Origin of the sequence: Chryseolinea serpens, assembly GCF_900129725.1 — a bacterium.
Taxonomy (GTDB): domain Bacteria; phylum Bacteroidota; class Bacteroidia; order Cytophagales; family Cyclobacteriaceae; genus Chryseolinea; species Chryseolinea serpens.
Window position 1 is genome coordinate 570,974 of sequence record NZ_FQWQ01000003.1, and the last position, 19,097, is coordinate 590,070.

General features: G+C 51.6%; 19 protein-coding genes. 10 read left to right on the plus strand and 9 right to left on the minus strand.

The window, feature by feature from the left end; translation table 11 throughout:
- Positions 1-144: 144 nt before the first annotated feature.
- On the minus strand, positions 145-2,505 hold the full coding sequence (locus BUB30_RS22175; RefSeq protein ID WP_073138302.1) for an ABC transporter permease: 2,361 nt from the start codon (positions 2,503-2,505) through the stop codon (positions 145-147).
- Between the two features lie 165 nt (positions 2,506-2,670).
- Positions 2,671-4,380 carry an ATP-binding protein gene (locus tag BUB30_RS22180; RefSeq protein WP_073138304.1) on the minus strand — a complete coding sequence of 570 codons (1,710 nt, stop codon included), beginning with the start codon at positions 4,378-4,380 and terminating at the stop codon, positions 2,671-2,673.
- A gap of 463 nt (positions 4,381-4,843) precedes the next feature.
- Between BUB30_RS22180 and BUB30_RS22185 the strand changes: the two genes are divergently transcribed.
- Positions 4,844-5,218 carry a SnoaL-like domain-containing protein gene (locus tag BUB30_RS22185; RefSeq protein ID WP_084138312.1) on the plus strand — a complete coding sequence of 125 codons (375 nt, stop codon included), beginning with the start codon at positions 4,844-4,846 and terminating at the stop codon, positions 5,216-5,218.
- 156 nt (positions 5,219-5,374) lie between these two features.
- Here BUB30_RS22185 and BUB30_RS35245 read toward each other — a convergent pair whose 3' ends face one another.
- The 4 genes from BUB30_RS35245 to BUB30_RS22200 all read right to left on the minus strand — a co-directional run bounded on the left by BUB30_RS35245 (position 5,375) and on the right by BUB30_RS22200 (position 7,533).
- Positions 5,375-5,551 carry a hypothetical protein gene (locus tag BUB30_RS35245; protein ID WP_178377170.1) on the minus strand — a complete coding sequence of 59 codons (177 nt, stop codon included), beginning with the start codon at positions 5,549-5,551 and terminating at the stop codon, positions 5,375-5,377.
- Between the two features lie 81 nt (positions 5,552-5,632).
- Positions 5,633-5,935 carry a hypothetical protein gene (locus BUB30_RS22190; RefSeq protein WP_073138306.1) on the minus strand — a complete coding sequence of 101 codons (303 nt, stop codon included), beginning with the start codon at positions 5,933-5,935 and terminating at the stop codon, positions 5,633-5,635.
- Positions 5,932-6,138, minus strand: a complete 207-nt coding sequence (locus BUB30_RS22195) for a hypothetical protein (RefSeq protein WP_073138308.1) — start codon at positions 6,136-6,138, stop codon at positions 5,932-5,934. The genes BUB30_RS22190 and BUB30_RS22195 overlap by 4 nt, the downstream gene beginning before the upstream one ends.
- Positions 6,139-6,423: 285 nt before the next feature.
- Positions 6,424-7,533: a DUF2314 domain-containing protein gene (locus tag BUB30_RS22200; RefSeq protein WP_073138310.1), complete on the minus strand. Its 1,110-nt coding sequence runs from the start codon at positions 7,531-7,533 to the stop codon at positions 6,424-6,426.
- Between the two features lie 563 nt (positions 7,534-8,096).
- On the opposite strand from BUB30_RS22200, the gene BUB30_RS22205 reads away from it, so the two are divergent.
- The 6 genes from BUB30_RS22205 to BUB30_RS22230 all read left to right on the plus strand — a co-directional run bounded on the left by BUB30_RS22205 (position 8,097) and on the right by BUB30_RS22230 (position 12,970).
- Positions 8,097-8,606, plus strand: a complete 510-nt coding sequence (locus BUB30_RS22205; RefSeq protein ID WP_073138312.1) for an NADH-quinone oxidoreductase subunit A — start codon at positions 8,097-8,099, stop codon at positions 8,604-8,606.
- An 8-nt stretch (positions 8,607-8,614) separates the two neighbouring features.
- On the plus strand, positions 8,615-9,151 hold the full coding sequence (locus BUB30_RS22210) for an NADH-quinone oxidoreductase subunit B (protein ID WP_073138314.1): 537 nt from the start codon (positions 8,615-8,617) through the stop codon (positions 9,149-9,151).
- Positions 9,138-9,623, plus strand: coding sequence for an NADH-quinone oxidoreductase subunit C (locus tag BUB30_RS22215; protein WP_073138316.1), 486 nt, complete (start codon positions 9,138-9,140; stop codon positions 9,621-9,623). The genes BUB30_RS22210 and BUB30_RS22215 overlap by 14 nt, the downstream gene beginning before the upstream one ends.
- Positions 9,624-9,625: 2 nt before the next feature.
- On the plus strand, positions 9,626-10,846 hold the full coding sequence (locus BUB30_RS22220; protein ID WP_073138318.1) for an NADH-quinone oxidoreductase subunit D: 1,221 nt from the start codon (positions 9,626-9,628) through the stop codon (positions 10,844-10,846).
- A 12-nt stretch (positions 10,847-10,858) separates the two neighbouring features.
- Entirely contained in the window at positions 10,859-12,364 is a 1,506-nt protein-coding gene (locus BUB30_RS22225; RefSeq protein WP_073138320.1) for a bifunctional ADP-dependent NAD(P)H-hydrate dehydratase/NAD(P)H-hydrate epimerase, read from the plus strand.
- Positions 12,365-12,610: 246 nt separating this feature from the next.
- Positions 12,611-12,970: a T9SS type A sorting domain-containing protein gene (locus BUB30_RS22230; RefSeq protein WP_073138322.1), complete on the plus strand. Its 360-nt coding sequence runs from the start codon at positions 12,611-12,613 to the stop codon at positions 12,968-12,970.
- An 11-nt stretch (positions 12,971-12,981) separates the two neighbouring features.
- On the opposite strand, the gene BUB30_RS22235 is transcribed toward BUB30_RS22230, so the two are convergent.
- Genes BUB30_RS22235 through asnS form a run of 3 tightly spaced genes read right to left on the minus strand, consistent with a single transcriptional unit; the run spans position 12,982 to position 15,973 of the window.
- Positions 12,982-13,440, minus strand: coding sequence for a hypothetical protein (locus tag BUB30_RS22235; protein ID WP_073138324.1), 459 nt, complete (start codon positions 13,438-13,440; stop codon positions 12,982-12,984).
- Positions 13,441-13,481: 41 nt separating this feature from the next.
- The gene (locus BUB30_RS22240; RefSeq protein WP_073138326.1) at positions 13,482-14,516 is read right to left on the minus strand and encodes a threonine aldolase family protein; all 1,035 of its coding nucleotides are present in this window, start codon (positions 14,514-14,516) and stop codon (positions 13,482-13,484) included.
- Positions 14,517-14,536: 20 nt separating this feature from the next.
- Positions 14,537-15,973, minus strand: a complete 1,437-nt coding sequence (gene asnS, locus BUB30_RS22245; protein ID WP_073138328.1) for an asparagine--tRNA ligase — start codon at positions 15,971-15,973, stop codon at positions 14,537-14,539.
- Between the two features lie 173 nt (positions 15,974-16,146).
- Here asnS and rpoN point away from each other — a divergent pair, with 173 nt between their 5' ends.
- Genes rpoN through BUB30_RS22260 form a run of 3 tightly spaced genes read left to right on the plus strand, consistent with a single transcriptional unit; the run spans position 16,147 to position 19,030 of the window.
- Positions 16,147-17,607 (plus strand): RNA polymerase factor sigma-54, encoded by a 1,461-nt coding sequence (gene rpoN / locus BUB30_RS22250; protein WP_073138330.1) that lies wholly within the window; start codon positions 16,147-16,149, stop codon positions 17,605-17,607.
- Entirely contained in the window at positions 17,608-18,234 is a 627-nt protein-coding gene (locus BUB30_RS22255) for a hypothetical protein (RefSeq protein ID WP_143165036.1), read from the plus strand.
- 13 nt (positions 18,235-18,247) lie between these two features.
- Positions 18,248-19,030 carry an enoyl-CoA hydratase-related protein gene (locus BUB30_RS22260; protein WP_073138334.1) on the plus strand — a complete coding sequence of 261 codons (783 nt, stop codon included), beginning with the start codon at positions 18,248-18,250 and terminating at the stop codon, positions 19,028-19,030.
- Positions 19,031-19,097 lie beyond the last annotated feature (67 nt).

A 19,097-nucleotide genomic window follows, 5' to 3' on the forward strand; every position in this document is an offset into this window, starting at 1 on the left:
TATACCAATAAACACAAATGAAAGGACAAATGCAACGCTACGCATACCCCGTCGGTCAACATATCCTTGCGGAGGGATAGAAATAATGTATTTGGAACCGTCAGATTAATATTTTGATTCCGCGTTGTTGCCTGGGGCCAAGCTTCATTCACGCTTCAAATTCTTCGACGGATCTTCCAACGCCACCCGTACCACCTTCGCCCAGATCACAAAAAGGGAGATGGCGATGATCGCCACAGCCGGCGCCACGATCGAAGATAGCGGTATGTTGGTTTGATAATAGAACTGACTAAGCCAGTCTTTCATAGAAAACCACGCTATTGGCACGCCTATAACAATACTCAGCAACAGCAATACAATCAACTCCGACGAGAGCAACATAAGAATGTTGGCCATAGAAGCGCCCAGCACTTTCCGGATGCTGATCTCTTTCGTCCTGTTTTCTGCCGAAAAAGTGACCAGGCCGAAAAGCCCCAGGCAAGCGATGCACAACGATATGCCGGTGAACACTGTGAATATCTTGCTAAGGCGATGCTCTCCTTTCTGTAGTTCGTTGAAGGCGTCGTCCAGAAAATAGTAGGAGAAGGGTGTGTCGTTTGCGTAAGTTTCATATGATTTTTTAACGGCCGCGATTTTATCGGGAAGACCACTGTGGGTGTTGATGCGCAGGTATAACGATGGACTTTCATTTTTAACCAGAAAGCTGTCCGCCACCACGCTGACAATGAGAGGCTGGATGGGCGAGCGCAGGGTCTCAAAGTTGAAGTCATTCACCATACCCAGGATTTTCCCCGTGACGGCGGGCGCGTGATCTCCACCCATGGTCAGGTCGTCTGCGCTGGGAAAGGTGGTCATCCCCAAAGCTTCTGCTGCCGATTGGTTGACGATGTGACTTCCTTCGAGCGTTGATGCCTCTGGTTTCGCGTGCCATGCGATGCCCAACACGGAAAAGAAACGCTCGTCGGCCATGATCCATTTTAGTCCGGCTTTTTCCTGGGAAACGGGTGAGGTGACCATCGAGAGCCCTGGCATCGTCGAGCGATAGAGTGGAACGGATGCCATCGCCAGTCCTTCAATGCCGGTCTGTTGTTGAAGTTCATTTTTTAATGCGGTTAAACCAGCGTTGGAAAATTGTTCTACCGGGATGACCATTACCTGGTCGCGTTGAAGTCCCGTGTTTTTTGATTGCAGGTATTGAAGTTGGTGGTTCATCACCAGCGTGCAAATGGCTAAGGCGATCGACACGGTGAACTGAAATAGGGTGAGCATTTTTCGTATTCCCGCACCTTTGTTGGCGCTGCTGAATTTTCCATTCAGTACTTCGACGGGCTTGAACTGGGGGAGGACAAGCGCCGGATAACTACCCGCTAAAAGGACGCAGGAAAAAAGCAAGCCGGCCACCACAGTCAGGAACACCGGCGAAGTGAGGAACGCTGTGTCGATAGTTTGCTGCAGGACATTTAGAAAGATGGGTTTAAAAACCTGGATCAGCGCAATGGCCAACACAAAGGCAACGATGGTGGTCAATGCCGACTCCAGATAGAATTGGAATGAAAGCGTTTTTCGATTCGCCCCGATCACCTTCCGCACTCCGATCTCCTTGGCGCGTGCCGTAGCGCGTGCCGTGGTGAGGTTCATGTAGTTGATCAGTGCCAGGGCCAGGATGAGCAACGCGATGCAAAGAAAAATAAAAACATAGCGCGTGTTGGCGACGTCGCCAAAATTCAGATTGAAGTGATTGGTAAAAAGCGGTTGGAGGGAATAGGTGATGTGGTCGTTGGTATAGGTTGTTTTAAGGATCGATTTCCGCACCCCGGTGATGGCATCCGCGTTGGCCAGCAGGAGATAGGTGGGAAAACCCGACGAATTGTTCAAGACGATGTTCCGCTCGTTGGGCATGGTTAACAGCGACGGAAAGGAAGCGATAAAATCAAACTGGACAGACGAATGAGAAGGAGGATTCTTGGCAACGCCGGTAACTTCGAAGGTATAGGTCCCATCGAGGGTGATGAACTTGCCGATGGGGTCGGTTTTTCCAAAATAGCGCGACGCCGTCTGCTCGGTGATGATCACGGTGAGGGGTCGCGCCAGGGAGCTTCGTTGGCCTTGGATGAGCGGAAAGGAGAAGATGCTAAAAAAGGAAGTGTCCGCAAAGAGAAAGCGGTCTTCAAAAAACTTGTGGGTGTTGTCGGTCTTCACCACTTTTCGTCCCATGGAAAAGGTGCGGACATAGTTGATCACGCTGGGATCGGTTTGCATCATGGTAGGCCCAAACTCGGGGTTGGCATAGAGGCTGTAGCGCCCATCGCGCGAGAACTGTTTTTCTGCGCGAACGATCCGGTCGCCCTTTTCATGGAAGCGGTCGTAGCGATATTCGTGCACCACAAAAATGAGGATCAGGATGCTCACGGTCATGCCCATGGAGAGGCCCATGATGTTGATGAAGGAATAGACTTTATTGTTGAGCAGAGAGCGGATGGCAATTTTCAGATAGTTGGTAAGCATAGGCGGGAAAGTGGTTAGGCAACGTGCCAGGCGTACCAAAGGAAATGCCACACTATACCATCCAGAAAGCCTGGGCTCGCGTCAACGTTTTTTGTACCAGTACGCAATCGGGAATTTTTGTTCACTATCGGGCAGATTCGGTCAAGCATCTTTGTCTGAAGCCTATCACCGCCCCTTCATATCCGGCAGCCGCACAATGAATTCGCTTCCCTGGTATCGCTGCGAAAAAACTTCTATCGTCCCGTGAAGTTTTTGAACCACCTCTTTAACAATATATAAACCGATGCCCGAGCCACCGCTGCGCTCCGAGGCCCGATAGAACATATCAAAGATCTTCGGGATGAACTCCATGTCGATTCCTCCGCCGTTGTCGATCACGCGGAGGGTGACGCCATTTCCGGAATTTGCAATTTGTATTTTAATGAACGGATCCTCCTTTGTGGGGTCGCTGTACCTGATGGCGTTCGAGATCAGGTTGTTGAGCACCACGTAGATCCGTTTCTTGTCGCTATAAAAACAAAGATCAGGATCGATCTCGATTTCTTTCCGGATGCCTTTGCCCGGTTCCATATGGTGGAGTAGATCATAGATGTTATCCAACAATGACCGGAAGTCGATCTTCTCTATTTCGATGCCCACCCGATTGTTGCGCGAGTAGCTCACGATGTCATAAATGAAACTGTCGAGCTTCATCAGGCTTCGCTCCTGCATGCTCAATAGCTTTTTGATGGACAGGATGTCGTCTTCCAGGCGGGCCACTTCGATGAGGCCCAACAGCGATGTTATGGGCGCGCGCAGGTCGTGCGAGGCGCTGTAGACAAACCGGTCCAGCTCCTCGTTTATTTTTATCAGCTCTTCGTTTTTTTGCGTGATGGATTCTTCGGCGAGTTTTCGTTTGGTGATGTCGGCAATGGATCCCACCATGCGATAGGGCTGGCCCTGTTTATTTCGCACCGCTTCGCCCTGTGAATTAAACCAGCGGTAATCACCGTTTTTAACCCGCAATCTGAATTCAACATCAAAACGATTCTCCGGGGAAAGAAAGTGCTTGTCGAGCGACGCTTTTATTAATGGAAGATCTTCCGGGTGAATGGCATCATTGAAGGTGGCGGAATTGTACGGAAATTCCGTGGGTTCATAGCCGAGTATTTCTTTGAGCCCCCGGCCGTAGTAGACCTCGTTGGTCTTGATGTCCCAATCCCACAGTCCGGCTGCCGAGCCGCGCACGGCCAACTGGTACCGCTCCTCGCTCTCCTTGATGGAAGCAAGCGAATTTTGAAGCAACATGGCCATGAGCAGAAGGGCGACGCACAAACCACCCCATGCATTGATCGGGGAATACTCCGGACCAAGCTGCGCCGGCATCAAATGATTGACCTCCAGGAAAGCGACGAACCCCAGAAAGGCAATGGTCACCAGGGCGAGGATCACGGCAGAGCGTCCGCCTAAAAAACTGCCTATAAACATGATCGCCACCACAAACACAACCGGTACCTGACTCTGCAGTCCTCCAAAAAAAAGTGTGGCAAACGCAACGATGCACCACATGAAGACGGTTAAAGACCAGCCCGCGAGTTTGATCTTTCCCTGCCGGAGCACGATCACAAACCCGATGATGGCGGTATAAGCAAGTCCATAGAAAATGAGCGTTACACTTAGCTTATTCTTGGGCTCCAACAGGGCCCCGACAAAACCGATGGTGTTCGTGACAAAAATAGAAAGAACGATCTTCGCCAGGAGTCTGGCCTTTCTTGAAATTTCTTCACTTTGGGTAGGAGGGGGTGCAATCCAGTCGGTTAACTTTTTCAGAATATCCGACAGGCTATTTCTACCCGATACCCCCGGTGTCTCGTCTCGGTTCTTCGGTCCGTTCATTTTTGTCAAGTGCGCCCTTGAGGCGTCTAACCAAGTATAGTTAGCTATAAAAATTAGCTATAAAAAATGGAAGATATGGCTTTTTCCGGCGCGAAGTTTTAGCGAACAGACTTGGCCGGGAAGGTTGCGAAGCGATAAGCAGCCATCCCATTCCGAAGGTGGCTATCCCGTCGATCCGCGGCCTGGTGTTGGCGCGTGAATGTTGGGGATAGTTTTTTTGTAGGAGTGCTCCGGATCTCTGGAGCCACGTTATCGTCACGACGGGCAACATGATCCAGCGATAATTGCGAGCCGTTTTTTAGGATTAAGTGCTCAAGGATTATAAAGCCATAAGCCTTTCGGTCCGGTGTTGTAGAGATCATTCCCCAGAATACGGTCTTGGCTTTAACGTTAACAAAGACTTCATCCGCTTAATCGCAGTTTATGACTACCTTCCCTGAGTAAATAAAAACCCCAAATATTTATGACAACGCAAGAAAAAACAATGACAACCCAGGAGGTTGCCGATCGCTTCTTCGAATTGGCCCAGGAAGGAAAATTCGATGTGATCCAGGACGAGCTGTACGACGAAAGTGTAAAAAGCGTTGAGCCCGAAACGTCCACCTGGCAGAATGTGGAAGGCCTTGGCCAGGTGAAAGAGAAAGCCCAGCAATGGCAATCCATCGTGGAAGAAATGCACGGCGGCTACACCAACAAACCGCAAGTGGCAGGCAACTTTTTCTCGTGTGTGATGGGCATGGACGTGACCGTGAAGGGCCAGCCGCGGATGAAGATGGACGAGATCGCCGTCTACGAGGTGCGCGATGGTAAAATTGTTCTGGAGCAATTCTTCTTTTAAGTTTTAAGCGTTTTTTTTTTAAGTAACCAATGCCAGGCGCGGGTTTGCAAACCCGCGCTTTTTTATGAATACCTTACACGTAAAGATTTATTAACCTGCCGTTCGCCATCAGTTAATCTTGACTTCCGAAATTCAATTTTCCGAAGTTCAAATTTTTTAAACTGTGGTATGATAGGTTTTGCGCTGAGTGCGGCGGCCGTTGTGCATGGCTGCGTTTCTTCGATTGTCCTGAATGATGTCTTCAAAACAAGCAGATGCCAACGCAAACGAGGCTGGGCCTTCGTCGTCGTTGCCGTTCCCGTGCTGGGGATCGTTGCCTATGATCTGACGCATAGACGAAAGCGGGTTTCGAGGTAGGATCTTTTGTTTAGTTATTTCTTAAGAATAGCGGCAATAGGTCGGCCGAAGACAAAATTAACCCAAGGCTTTTGGTTTGGTAATAATTTTGGACAATGAAATAACGGCGTTCCAGACGACAGCAATCCCCCCAATAAGCACATATAATTTTTCAGATAAACTAAAGTCGCAGTTGGGCAGGAATAATGCCTTCAGGCAAAGAAAAGGTCCGCCAACAACCGCCTGTGAAATAAGAACGATGCTCGCCACATTAAAAAAAACGGCCTTTGACCGATGATTCCACATATAGATCGCACAAGGAATAATGGCGACAGCAATTCCGATGTAGAGCGAGTTGCTCAGAATTTGATCAAAAGTCAATCCGGTAAAACTTTGGTTGATTTTTCATGAATCCTTTGTTGTCGCATAACATGTATGCCATAGAACAGCATGTAGATTGCCCCTAAACTTGCAGCTAATATTGCACCACGGAATCCTCCAATGCAATCGCCAATAACGGCGCCCCCAAATGCCCCCGATATCATATCGGTAACAATGGGAATTATGTTGGCAAAATTTTTCATATCGTGATGGTTGATATTCTAAATATATACATAATCATACGTATAACAAAGTCTGTACGACGACGATCTCCTAATTTTACTCAGCCACACCGTTGTAATTCTTTCCGCTTCTATCGAGCGGCCCCACATTGCGTTTTTTTTTGTCGTAAAAGCACCCGTCAACGTCATTTTTACTATAGCTTTTCAGGCTGTCAAGGCCCATAAGAATTTAAAACAAGTCTCCCTATCTCACAAAGCGTTCAGGGCCAACAACGAAGGCTAATACAATAATCCTAACCGTTTAAATCACTCCCTTCTTTCCAATATCTTCCCCGTCTCATTTCCTTCCGAGGTTCCGTCCGGTTTATTCAGAATATAGTCAAACACTTCTGATTCGCTGAAGATCACCACGGCGCCGGCTTTCAGATCGGGAATTTCATAAGGATCGTTTTGAAGGATACCGGTCATTTGCTCGCCTTCCCATTGTGTCACTTCTATCCACATCCACTCGTTGCCATTGGCCGTTTCAAAAGGTTTCTTTACCATGATCGAATACCCGGGCGCCAGGCCTTTGTTGAAGAGGGTCCTGAGTGTAGGAAGTCGCCGCTTCGCATTTTCGCTGGCCTGCAAAAGCTCATCGTCGTGTTTGGCTATGGTATAGGATTCCTCGGCGCCAAAGAGATCGGCGACGGTCTTATTGGCTTGTTCCTGCGGCGAAGAATAGTCCGGGCTTTCAAAGGCGATCAGCAGCTGAGACCAGGAATTGTCGCCTTCTTCTGGCCGGACCGCTTTCAGTTTCACGGAAGCTGTCAACAAAGCGTTGTCTTTCGTGGTCGTGAGCAGGAACTCCCGGAGTTTTTTGTTTTTGATTTTCTTTAGCGAGATTATCAATGTGGAGTCGTTGCCCATGACGGGATTCTCGACCAAGGTTTGTGCCACGGTATTCACCAGATTAGCAAATGCATTTTGGTCCGAGCAGGGGAAACGGGCAACTGAAATTTCGGGCAAAGAAAATCCGGTCATCCCTAAGGTTACGGCGCGACAAAATTCGCCATCACGATAGGTGTGTATGGTCACGTGACCTCTAATGTCTATGGTGTTGTCTAGGAAGGCGTCGACCCGAAACTCTCGCCAGGTGGCGGAACTGTAAAACTCGAGGGTGGAGTAATCGGCGATGACAACTTTAATGTCTTGGGTGAGAGAATGGATGAAGTCGGTGATCTGTTTTCGTTTGGCGACCACGTTGTCGCCAGTGCCGGCGAACACCATATCAATGCTTTTCTGGGAACGGGAAAATTCTTCAAGTTCAGCATCCGTCAGATGGAAAAATGAGGCCGGCATATCTGAGACGTTGGGAAGGCTGAAGTCGGCGTCGTTTTTTTGCGTTTCTGTAAAATAGAAGCTATCGACCAGCATAGACAGGGAGTCCGACGGAAGAGCCTTGACAAAAGATTTTAATGATTGTTTTGCCAGCTCGTCAATCCGAGAATGAGATATCGTCTGGCCAGCCGGCAAGTACAGCGACAAATACGTTGTAAAAGCTGGAGTAAGCGCGCTGATTTGGGACGTATTTTTTTCGTTTTTCGAATGAAACGAACATCCAAAAAGAAGGGCCAGGAAAACAAAACAACGTCTCACAAAATGCAGGATTTGGTTCAGTCTTTTTTAGTCTTATGGACTAGAAATATCAATTCCCCAATATATGAAATAACAAACTGCCCCACACCCCTAAACCCTCACACCCACACCTCTTCCAGCATGTTTACATCAGGGCCTAAGCCTATCTTTGGCCTGGCAGTGGCATGCGCGGATAGGGTTAAGCCCTGATGTAAACATGCGGGGCCCCGCGGCCCCGGAGCGGGGCTATGAAATGCTGCAAGGAACTTGCGCATAAAGTCTTTCTATCTCACGGAACGTTCAGAACTAATGTTTTTTTCCTTCTGTCCAACGGTGCAACGCAAAGTATTATCTTTGATCTCATGGATCAGCAACCCTATTTCTCGGCTTTTGGTGAAATTCTCCTCTACATGCTCGCAGGAGTTCTTTTCATCCTCGTCACCCTGCTGATTTCCAAGGCCATACGCCCCGACCGACCCAATCCCGAAAAACTTTCCACCTACGAAAGCGGCGAGGAGCCGGTGAGCTCCGCCTGGTCGCAGTTCAACCTGCGCTTCTATGTTGTGGCGCTCATCTTCCTGCTGTTCGAAGTGGAGATCGTTTTTCTCTTTCCCTGGTCCACCATTTTCGCCAACAAAAAGCTGCAGGCAGCAACAAACGGCGCCTGGGGATGGTTTTCCATGACAGAGATGTTGGTCTTCATCGGTGTGCTCGCCCTGGGGCTGGCCTATGCCTGGGTGAACGACCATTTGGATTGGATCAAGCCGCATCCGGAACCGCCGGACTTCAAGTCGCAGGTGCCAAAAAGTTTGTACGACAACATCAACGAAAAATATAAAACGCATCAGAAACCTGAACAAGGCAACGGATAACGAACGCTATGGGTGGACTCTTGGATCAACGCTTTGAACACGGCGGCGTCATCGTGACCCGCCTCGACGACCTCCTCAACTGGGCGCGCCTGTCGTCCATGTTTCCGATGACGTTCGGGCTGGCGTGTTGTGCCATCGAGTTCATGAGCACGGGTACGACGGTCTATGATATGGACCGCTTTGGCATGGCCCCACGTTCCAGCCCACGCCAGGCCGACGTCATGATCATCGCCGGCACCGTCACCTTCAAAATGGCCGACCGCATCAAGCGCCTCTACGAACAAATGGCCGAACCGCGCTATGTCATCTCCATGGGCTCGTGTGCCAACTGCGGCGGCCCGTATTGGCAGCATGGCTACCACGTGGTGAAAGGCGTGGACCGCATCATTCCCGTCGACGTTTATGTTCCGGGCTGCCCGCCACGTCCCGAAGCCCTCATCGGCGGATTTCTCAAACTCCAGGAAAAGATCCGGAACGAAAGCATGATGGCGCCCACGGCCATCGAAAAACTATTGAAGAAAAAAGAAACCCATGCCAGCCTTTGAGTCGATACTAACCCTCGTGCAAAACACCTGCACCCACACACCCCCCGTGGTGGACGACAGCGCGTCGCCCAAAGCTATTGTGGTAGCAGCAGAGGATCTCTTGGCGGTTGCACAGCAACTGTTCACCTCCCCCGAAACCTACTTCGACATGCTCTCTTGTGTGACGGGCATTGACAACGGCCCCCCGGCAAATACGATGGAAGTTGCATATAACTTGTATTCGATACCGTTTCACACGCACCTCATGCTGAAAGTAAAGGTGTCGCGCGAAAAGCCCGAAGTGCCTTCCCTGAGTGGCCTTTGGAAAACGGCCAACTGGCAGGAGCGCGAAATATTCGACATGTACGGTATCCATTTCACCGGCCACCCCGACCTGAGAAGGATATTGATGCCCGAAGATTGGGAAGGCCACCCGCTGCGCAAAGACTATACGCACCAGGGCTATTACCGCGATATCAAAGTAGCCTACTAGCCATGCCCACCGACCACATCCAATATAAATCGCACCCCGACAACCTCACGCGCTCGGTTCCCTATAAGTTCGACGCAGCGCAACTGCGTTCGGAGGAAATGATCGTGAACCTGGGGCCGCAACACCCGTCCACCCACGGCGTGCTTCGGCTCGAGGTGTTGATGGAAGGAGAGATTGTAAGAGAGGTCGCCCCCCATATCGGCTACCTGCACCGTTGCTTCGAGAAGCACGCAGAGAACTTGCCGTTTAATCAGGTGATCCCCTTTGTGGATCGTCTCGACTATGTCGCGTCCATGAACAGCGAGCATGCCTATGCCATGGGCGTGGAGCGCATGTTGGGCATCGAACATCAAATACCCAAACGCGTGGAGTATGTGCGCGTGATGGTGGCCGAACTGAACCGCATCGCGTCGCACTTCATCGCCATCGGCACCTACGGTATGGACATCGGGGCGTTCACGCCCTTCTTCTGGCTCATGCGCGACCGCGAACATATTTTGCGCATGCTCGAATGGGCCTCGGGTGCCCGTTTGCTCTACAATTATATTTGGATTGGGGGATTGTTTTACGACTTGCCCATCGGCTTCGAAGAACGCTGCCAGCAATTCATCACCTACATCCGTCCCAAGCTTGCCGAATTGGACACGGTGCTTTTGCAAAACAAGATCTTTGTTCAACGCACCGCCAACGTGGGCGTGCTTCCCTTGGATCTCGCCATCAACGGTGGCATCACAGGCCCGATGCTGCGGGCCTCGGGTCTTCGTTTCGATCTCCGCCGGGTTGACGGCTACTCGGTTTATCCGGAGTTGGACTTTGACGTGCCCATCGGCGAAGGCAAGATGGGCGCCGTGGGCGATTGCTGGGATCGCACCAGCGTGCGTGTGCAGGAAATTCACGAATCATTAAAGATCCTGGAGCAATGTGTGACCAAACTCACCGGCGAACACAAGCGCACGCGCGACTTCGACCCACAAGCGTTGGTGCCCAAAAAGATCCGCCCCAAGGCACAAGACCTCTATGTGAGGGCAGAGATCCCCAAAGGCGAGCTGGGATTTTTCTTCCGCGCCGATGGACGGAACGACATTGCTTTGCGCTGCAAGTGCCGCTCGTGCAGCTTTGTGAACCTGAGCATCCTGCCCGAAATCTCCAAAGGAATTTTAATAGCCGACCTCATCGCCATCATCGGCTCCATTGATGTGGTGATGGGGGAAGTGGACCGATAAAAAAAACGCTCCATGCAACCGATCCTAACCGCCTCGCAAATCAAGGCCCTGGATGCCTATACCATTGCGCACGAACCCATCGTTTCCATCGATTTGATGGAGCGCGCCTGTCGCGCCTTTGTGGCGTGGTTCACCGAGCGCTTCAACAACAGCTTCACCGTGGGCATCGTCTGCGGCACAGGCAACAACGGTGGCGATGGCCTGGGCATCGCGCGCTTGTTGAAGGAGTGGGGTTACCCCGTGCGTGTCTGGTTGGTAAAGGGTGGTGCCCCCGAGTCTATCGATTTCAAGATCAACCTCGACCGGCTCAAGCATTTGGGTGGCGTGCAGATTGATGAGATCACCGCGGCGCCGGAATGTTCCATCTTCTCCGACGAAGACATCCTGATCGATGCCATTTTCGGTACCGGCCTGTCGCGTCCCGTCGAGGGCGTTTATACTGACGTCATCGCTTGCATGAACACCGCCAGGGGAACGCGCGTGGCGGTCGACCTCCCCTCGGGTTTCATGGCCGACGAGCCCACCACCGGGCCTTCCGTGGAAGCGCGCTATACCGTTTCATTCCAGCTGCCCAAGCTGGCATTTTTCTTCCCGTCGTCGTTCCAGTACGTTGGCGAGTGGGCCGTGGTGGACATTAGTTTGAACAAGGCCTTCATCCGCCAGGCGCAGACGTCGCATTTTTTTATGGACCGGAACACCGCCCGCAGCTTGTTGAGGCGGCGTTCGAAGTTCGATCACAAGGGCAATTTTGGCCATGCCTTGCTCGTGGCCGGCTCACTTGGAAAGATGGGTGCTGCGGTTTTGTCGGCACGCGCCACGCTTCGTTCGGGGGTGGGGTTGCTCACGGTGCACACGCCCCAGGCCGGGATCTCCATTGTTCAAACGGCCGTTCCCGAGGCCATGCTCAGCATCGACGGGCATGCGTCGGTGTTCGCCGGCGCAGTGCAGCCGGAACGTTACACCACCATCGGCATAGGCCCCGGGTTGGGTAAGGCGCCCGAAACCGTGAAGGCGTTCCACAAACTGTTGGAAAATTTTCCACACCCCATGGTCATCGACGCCGATGCCCTGAACATACTCGGCGAAAATCGCGAATTGCTCCACCTCGTTCCGAAGGGAAGCATACTCACCCCACATCCGAAAGAGTTCGAACGCCTGGTAGGGCCGTGGCAAAATGATTTTGAGCGGTTGGAGAAACAAAAGGGACTGGCGGCACAGCTCCAGTCGGTGGTGGTGCTCAAGGGCGCCTTCACTTCCATTGCTGCCCCGGATGGAAAAACGTTTTTTAATCCTACGGGTAATCCCGGAATGGCGACCGGTGGTAGCGGAGATGTGCTCACTGGTATATTAACTGGGCTTTTGGCGCAGCGGTATGATACTTTAGAGGGAGCGTTGCTCGGCGTGTACCTGCATGGTTTTGCAGGCGACCTGGGCGCGTGGGAGAAGGGCATGGACAGCCTCATTGCCAGCGACATTGTCGAATTTCTGAGTGGGGCGTTCGCGCGATTGGGGGGATAAACCGCGAAGTCGCAGAGGATGCTGTGTTTGTCGTCAAAGAAGAGTTTCGACAAAAGCCCTTTTGCGCCTTTCCCTGCGCCTCAGCGTCTTTGCGGTTTTAGAAATCGTTTGCAAAACTTTTTTATCGTTGGCTTTAAACTTTTCGATACCCTTCTGCATCTAAAGCATAATAAACCGAAGATCGCCCCGTTGCGCGGGTAACTTTGGTCCGAAAATTGTCGTATACATAAGAAATAAATAAAGAAAATGCGCGTTTTTACCGCCTTCATCGTACTCTCCCTGCTGGTGGGCTCCTTTTTTGGGCATGCCCAAGCCAGTTTCGATGGCGGTCCCGTTCAGGAACGCCAGGAAATTGCCAAACACGTACAGATTTTTCCCAATCCGGCAATGGACTACATCCACGTGCGGTTGGAGAATGTCAATTTCAACGACGTAAAGGTTAGTCTCCACAATATCATCGGCAATCAAATGCAATTCGAGTCCGAATTGATCGACGAACACGAGATTCGCATCAAAGTGAAAGACCTCGACACCGGCTACTACCTGCTGGCGTTAAAAGATGATCACGCCAAATTGCAAGGCACGTATAAATTTCTGAAACGCTAGGGACGACGTTGCTAAGCGACCTCGGACACCTCTAGTGAGTTAATCTCCTCAATTCTTCTGTTGATCTTAGTTATCGATAGTTGCGAAGCCACTTCTGGCGGCAACATCGCTATACTTAGTTTGATTTTTGGCGAAGCAACCAAATGATATCGACCGTCTAGTGTACGCGTCACATCACTTTTGTCAAATGAATATAGTCCTCGTTGTGCCATTTGAATAAAGCTGGCTAAATACTGCTTACGCTCTTTGTCATTCCTAAACGTAACATACTTTTCCAAGCGAGGATTAACCTCGGGGTCACCAAGAGAGGGTAAACTTTTGAAAAAGGTGAGCAAAAAATCATAGGGATAATTCTGGCTAATCGAAACGGGTAATTTTCCACCACCGGAGGCGGCATGAGCGATCCGCCCTTCTATATCTATAAAGAACCAATCCAGATCCAAAAATGGGTAGGGCACATCTAAATTCATAAAGATTTTAAGGACTGATCAAAAAGACTTCCTGATCAGGTTTACTTCAGCAATTCCCGCAATTTTCTACCGAAGCTCCGAACATCTTCCTCCGTCGTATCGAAGGAACACATCAACCGTGCTTCTGATAATTTGTCGTTCCATACGTAGAAGAAATGTTCCTCTTGTAAAGCGGGGATGATCTCCGCGGGAAGGATCACGAAGATCCCGTTGGCGTCTACCTTCTGGGTGATCTTTGCCTTTGGCGATTGCCGTATTTCGGCCTCCAGCAACTTGGCCATGCCGTTGGAGTGACTGGCATTCCGACGCCACAGGTCATTCGTGAGCAACGCATCGAACTGGGCACTGATAAAGCGCATCTTCGAGTGCAGTTGCATGCCTTGTTTGCGGATGTATTTAAAATTCTTGGCCAGTTCGGTGTTGAAGAACACGACGGCCTCGCCAAACATCATCCCATTCTTTGTTCCTCCAAAAGAAAGCACGTCCACTCCGGCGTCACGGGTAAATGCTCTGAACTCGGCTTTCAGACTCACCGCGGCGTTAGAGATGCGCGAGCCATCCATGTGGAAAAGCAGATTGTGTTTTTTGGCTACCGCCGATATCGCTTTCAGTTCTTCGATGGAATAGACCGTGCCATATTCCGTGGTTTGCGAAATGGAAATCACGCGCACCTGCGGATGGTGCTGGTCGTCGACGCGTTGGATTTTCTCTTCGATCTCCTGAGGATAGATCTTGCCATCCCTGGTGGGGATGGTCACCAGCTTACAGCCCGTGAACCGTTCCGGCGCCGTGGACTCGTCCACGTTGATGTGGGCCAGGTCGGAGCAGATGATCGAATCAAAGCAGCGCGTCATGGCGCTTAACCCCAGCACGTTAGCGCCGGTGCCGTTATAAGCAAAGAATACCTCGATATCGTCACCTAGAAATGACTTGAATTTTTGAACGGCCGTTTCCGTGAACGGGTCGGCTCCGTACGACCCGACATGCCCTTGGTTGGCGCGTTGCAATGCGTTCATGATTTCGGGATGAACGCCGGAGTAGTTGTCGCTGGCGAAAGTTGGTTTCTTGTGTTCCAAGGTGGTTTGTTCTTAGAAAATTAAAATTCAGCGTTGCCGGGGTAGCGCGGGAAAGGGATCACGTCGCGGATGTTGGTCATGCCCGTCACAAACAGGATGAGACGCTCGAAGCCCAACCCAAACCCGCTGTGGGGTGCCGATCCATATTTGCGCAACTCCAGGTACCACCACAGGTCTTTTTCGGGCAGCCCCAATTCTTTCACACGTTTTACCAACCGGTCGTAGCGCTCTTCGCGTTGCGAGCCACCGATGATCTCGCCGATGCCGGGGAACAACACGTCCATGGCAGCCACGGTCTTGCCGTCCTCGTTCTGACGCATGTAGAACGATTTGATGTTAGCCGGGTAGTTGTAAAGAATGACCGGCTTTTTGAAATGTTTCTCCACCAGGTAGCGCTCATGCTCCGACTGGAGGTCGGTGCCCCACTCGTCGATGAGGAATTGGAATTTCTTTTTCTTGTTGGGGTTGCTGTTGCGCAGGATGTCGATGGCCTCGGTGTAGGACAACCGTTGGAAATCGTTTTCGGCCACAAATTTCAGGCGGTCGATCAGCGTCAGTTCGCTGCGTTGCTCCTGGGGTTTGGCCTGGTCTTCTTCCAGGGCGCGCTTGTTGAGGAACTCCAGGTCTTCGGCGCAGTTGTCCAGCGCATAGCGTGTCAGGAACTGGAGGAAGTCCTGGGCCAGCTGCATGTTGTCCTGGATATCGTAGAACGCCATTTCGGGTTCAATCATCCAGAACTCGGCCAGGTGGCGCGTGGTGTTGGAGTTTTCGGCGCGGAACGTGGGGCCAAATGTGTAGATCTCACCCAAGGCCAGCGCATAGGTCTCGCCTTCCAGCTGGCCGGAAACCGTGAGGTTGGTTTCGCGTCCAAAGAAATCTTCTTTATAGTCGATGTGGCCCTGGTCGTCCAACGGAGGTTTGGCGGGGTCCAGGGTGGTGACGCGGAACATGGCGCCGGCGCCTTCGGCATCCGAACCGGTGATGACCGGGGTGTGGATATAATAGAAACCTCGGTCGTTAAAAAATTTATGAACGGCAAAAGCCATGGCATGGCGCACGCGCATGACGGCGCTGAAGGTGTTGGTGCGCGACCGCAAATGGGCGATCTCGCGCAAATATTCCAGGCTTGGGCGGTTCTTTAACTGCAGGGGGTAGGCCTCCGGGTCGCAGTCGCCGAGGATTTCGAGGTTTTTCACCTTCACTTCCACGGCCTGGCCTTTGCCCAGGGAGGCTACCAGGTCGCCGGAAACGGAAATGCAGGCGCCTGTGGTGATGCGTTTCAGGGTGTCTTCGCCCAGCGCGTTAAGCTCCACCACGGCTTGCAGGTTTTGGAGGGTCGATCCATCGTTTATGCTGATGAACTGACTGTTGCGAAAACTGCGGACCCACCCGTGTACCGCCACCGGTTGGCCGGTGGGTGCCGTGGCCAGTAATTCCTTGATCTTGATGCGCTTCATGGGGAAAAGTATAATAAGACGTTATGTAAAGGGTTGCAAAAAAACGAAAAAACGATTGATTTTCATAGACTTCCGTTCGTCGGAAACTCTGGCACGACATTCGCCTGACTGTGGAGTATTTTTCTAACTTTGTACCTGTTCTTAAACGCTAACGACAAAAGGAATTTCTATTCATGCAAAAGCTTGGGTTAAACCAGTCATTACAACAAAAGCTGTCACCACAGCAGATCCAGTTTATCAAACTGCTGCAGGTGCCTACCGCTGAGCTTGAAGGAAGGATCGAGGAGGAGCTTGAGATCAACCCTGCGCTGGAAGAAGGCGAGGAACAGGAGAAGACGGAAGAATCCAGCAACGAAACGGAAACGGAAGAGATCCCCGAACCGGCTTCCACCAGCGACGACGTCGACATCAAGGATTACCTGGGTGACGACGACTACAGCGGCTACAAAATGCAAGGCGATGGCGACGACGATGAAGACAATCGCGAAATGCCCATCCCCATGTCATCCTCCCTCCACGAGCAGCTCATGAGCCAGCTCGATTTCCTGGGCTTGGATGAACGCCAATACAACATCGGCAAACAACTCATCGGCAGCATCGAAAGCGACGGCTACATCCGCCGCGACCTCGACGCCATCGTGAACGACATGGCCTTCTCGCAAGGCATCGAGACCACAGCCGAAGAAGTGGAGGCCGTATTGAAAAAGATCCAGACCTTCGATCCCCCCGGCATCGGTGCACGCAACCTGCAGGAATGCCTGCTGCTGCAACTGGAGCGCATGGACAACGGACACGACATCGACGTGGCCGTGGCCAAGAAGATCATTGCCGAGTGCTACGAAGAGTTCACCAAAAAGCATTATCAGAAGATCCAGAAAAAGCTCGACACCGAAGACGAAGACTTCGTGCGCGACGCCATGGAGCTGATCGTAAAATTGAATCCCAAGCCGGGCGGGGAGAGCACCAACTCCGTGGTGAAGAACCAATACATCATCCCCGACTATATCCTCACCAACAACAACGGCAAGCTCGAACTGACGTTGAACAGCCGCAATGCGCCCGAGCTGCGCATCAGCCGGTCGTATACCGACATGTTCAAGGCCTACGACAAGAGCAACAAGAAAGATAAGAAGCTGAAGGAAGCCGTCACGTTCGTGAAACAAAAGCTGGACGCCGCCAAGTGGTTCATCGACGCCATCAAGCAACGCCAGCAGACCTTGCTGCGCACCATGAAGGCCATCATCGACTTTCAATACGACTTCTTCCTCGAAGGCGACGAGACGAAGCTGAAGCCCATGATCCTGAAAGACATTGCCGGCATGATCAACATGGACATCTCCACCGTGTCGCGCGTGGCCAGCAGCAAAGCCATCCAGACCGAGTTTGGCATCTTCCCGCTGAAATACTTTTTCTCCGAAGGCATCACCACCGATTCGGGCGAGGAAGTGAGCAGCCGCGAAGTGAAACAGATCATCAAAGACATCATCGAAAGCGAAGACAAAGACAAGCCGTTCTCCGACGACAAACTGGAGACCATCCTCAACGAGAAGGGCTACAACATTGCCCGCCGCACCGTGGCCAAGTACCGCGAGCAATTGAACATACCCGTGGCCCGGTTAAGAAAGGAGATGTAAGTGGTGAATGGCGTAGCGCGTATTGTCTCGTTTCTCTTCCATCCGTTGTTGCTGGCGACCTACCTGTTCGGGTTGTTTGCCTTTACGTTGCCCCAGGCCTTTTCGCCTTTGAAAGAGGATGGGCATCTCAAGTTTGTCCTGCTCATTTTCTGCGTCACCTTTTTGTTGCCCGCGCTCAACATCGGTTTGTTCAAAGCCTTCGGGGCCATCAAAACCTATACCATGGACGACCGCCGCGACCGTGTGATCCCGTTTGTATTCATGGCGGTATTGTACTGTGCCATCACCTATTTGTTTTATACCCGCACCCGCATCGGCATTCACGACAACCTCCTGAAGTTCCTGCTCATCATCGATGTGCTGGTGGTGGTGGCCACCGTGGTCACGATGTTCTACAAAGTGAGCGTGCACGCCATGGGCGCCTGGGGAATCGTGGGGATTCTCCTGCCGTTGAATAAGGTGGTTGAAGATGGTACCTTGTTCTATCCCATGCTGGCCAGCATTGTCGTTGCCGGCGTGGTGATGACGTCGCGGTTGCAGTTGAACGCGCATACGCCGCGTGAAGTGATGATCGGAAGCATTCTCGGTCTGGTGACCAGCTTCGGATGCATCGTGCTCTTGTTTTGATAAATTTCTTTTTATGGACTATAAATTTATCCGCTACACCCTGGAAGGCGGCATCGCCACCATTACGCTGAACCGCCCTGAAGTTTACAATGCTTTGAACGATGAGATCACGTTCGAGCTGCAGGATGCTTTTAAAGCCGTTGGAAAAGATCAAAGCGTGAGAGTGATCGTGTTGGCAGGGGAGGGCAAAGCGTTTTGTTCCGGGCAGGATCTGAAAGCCTCGGCGTCGCAGCCGGATCGCTCGTTTAAGGAGTCGTTGGAGAAACGCTACAACCCGATTATCCGCGCTATGCGCCAGTTGCCCAAGCCGATCATTTGCCAACTGAACGGCGTCGCCGCCGGAGCAGGCTGTTCCATAGCCCTTGCGTGCGACATCATCGTAGCCGCAGAAGAAGCCGTGCTCATCGAAGTGTTCGTGCAAATAGGGCTCGTCCCCGACTCAGGCTCTTCATTCTTCTTGCCGCGTCTGGTAGGCGCGGCCAAAGCCTTCGAGCTGTGCAGCATGGGCTCGCGCGTGTCGGCAAAAGAAGCACTGGTCATGGGATTGGTAAACAAGGTCGTACCCCAAAAAGACCTTGCCGAAGCCGTAAAAGGATATGCCCAATACTACGCCAACGCCCCCACCAAAGCCATTGGCCTGATCAAAAAGATGCTCAACAAATCAGCCACATCATCGCTGGAGGACATGCTTAATTACGAGGCGTATTGTCAGGAAATAGCCGGCAATAGTGCTGATCATAAGGCCGGTGTGCAGGCATTTATTGAAAAACGAAAGCCCGTCTTTACAGGACAATAAAAATCAAAAACACAGAAGGCGATTAGATTTGCTCGCTAATAAAACAATATATTCGCTACCGTTTAGG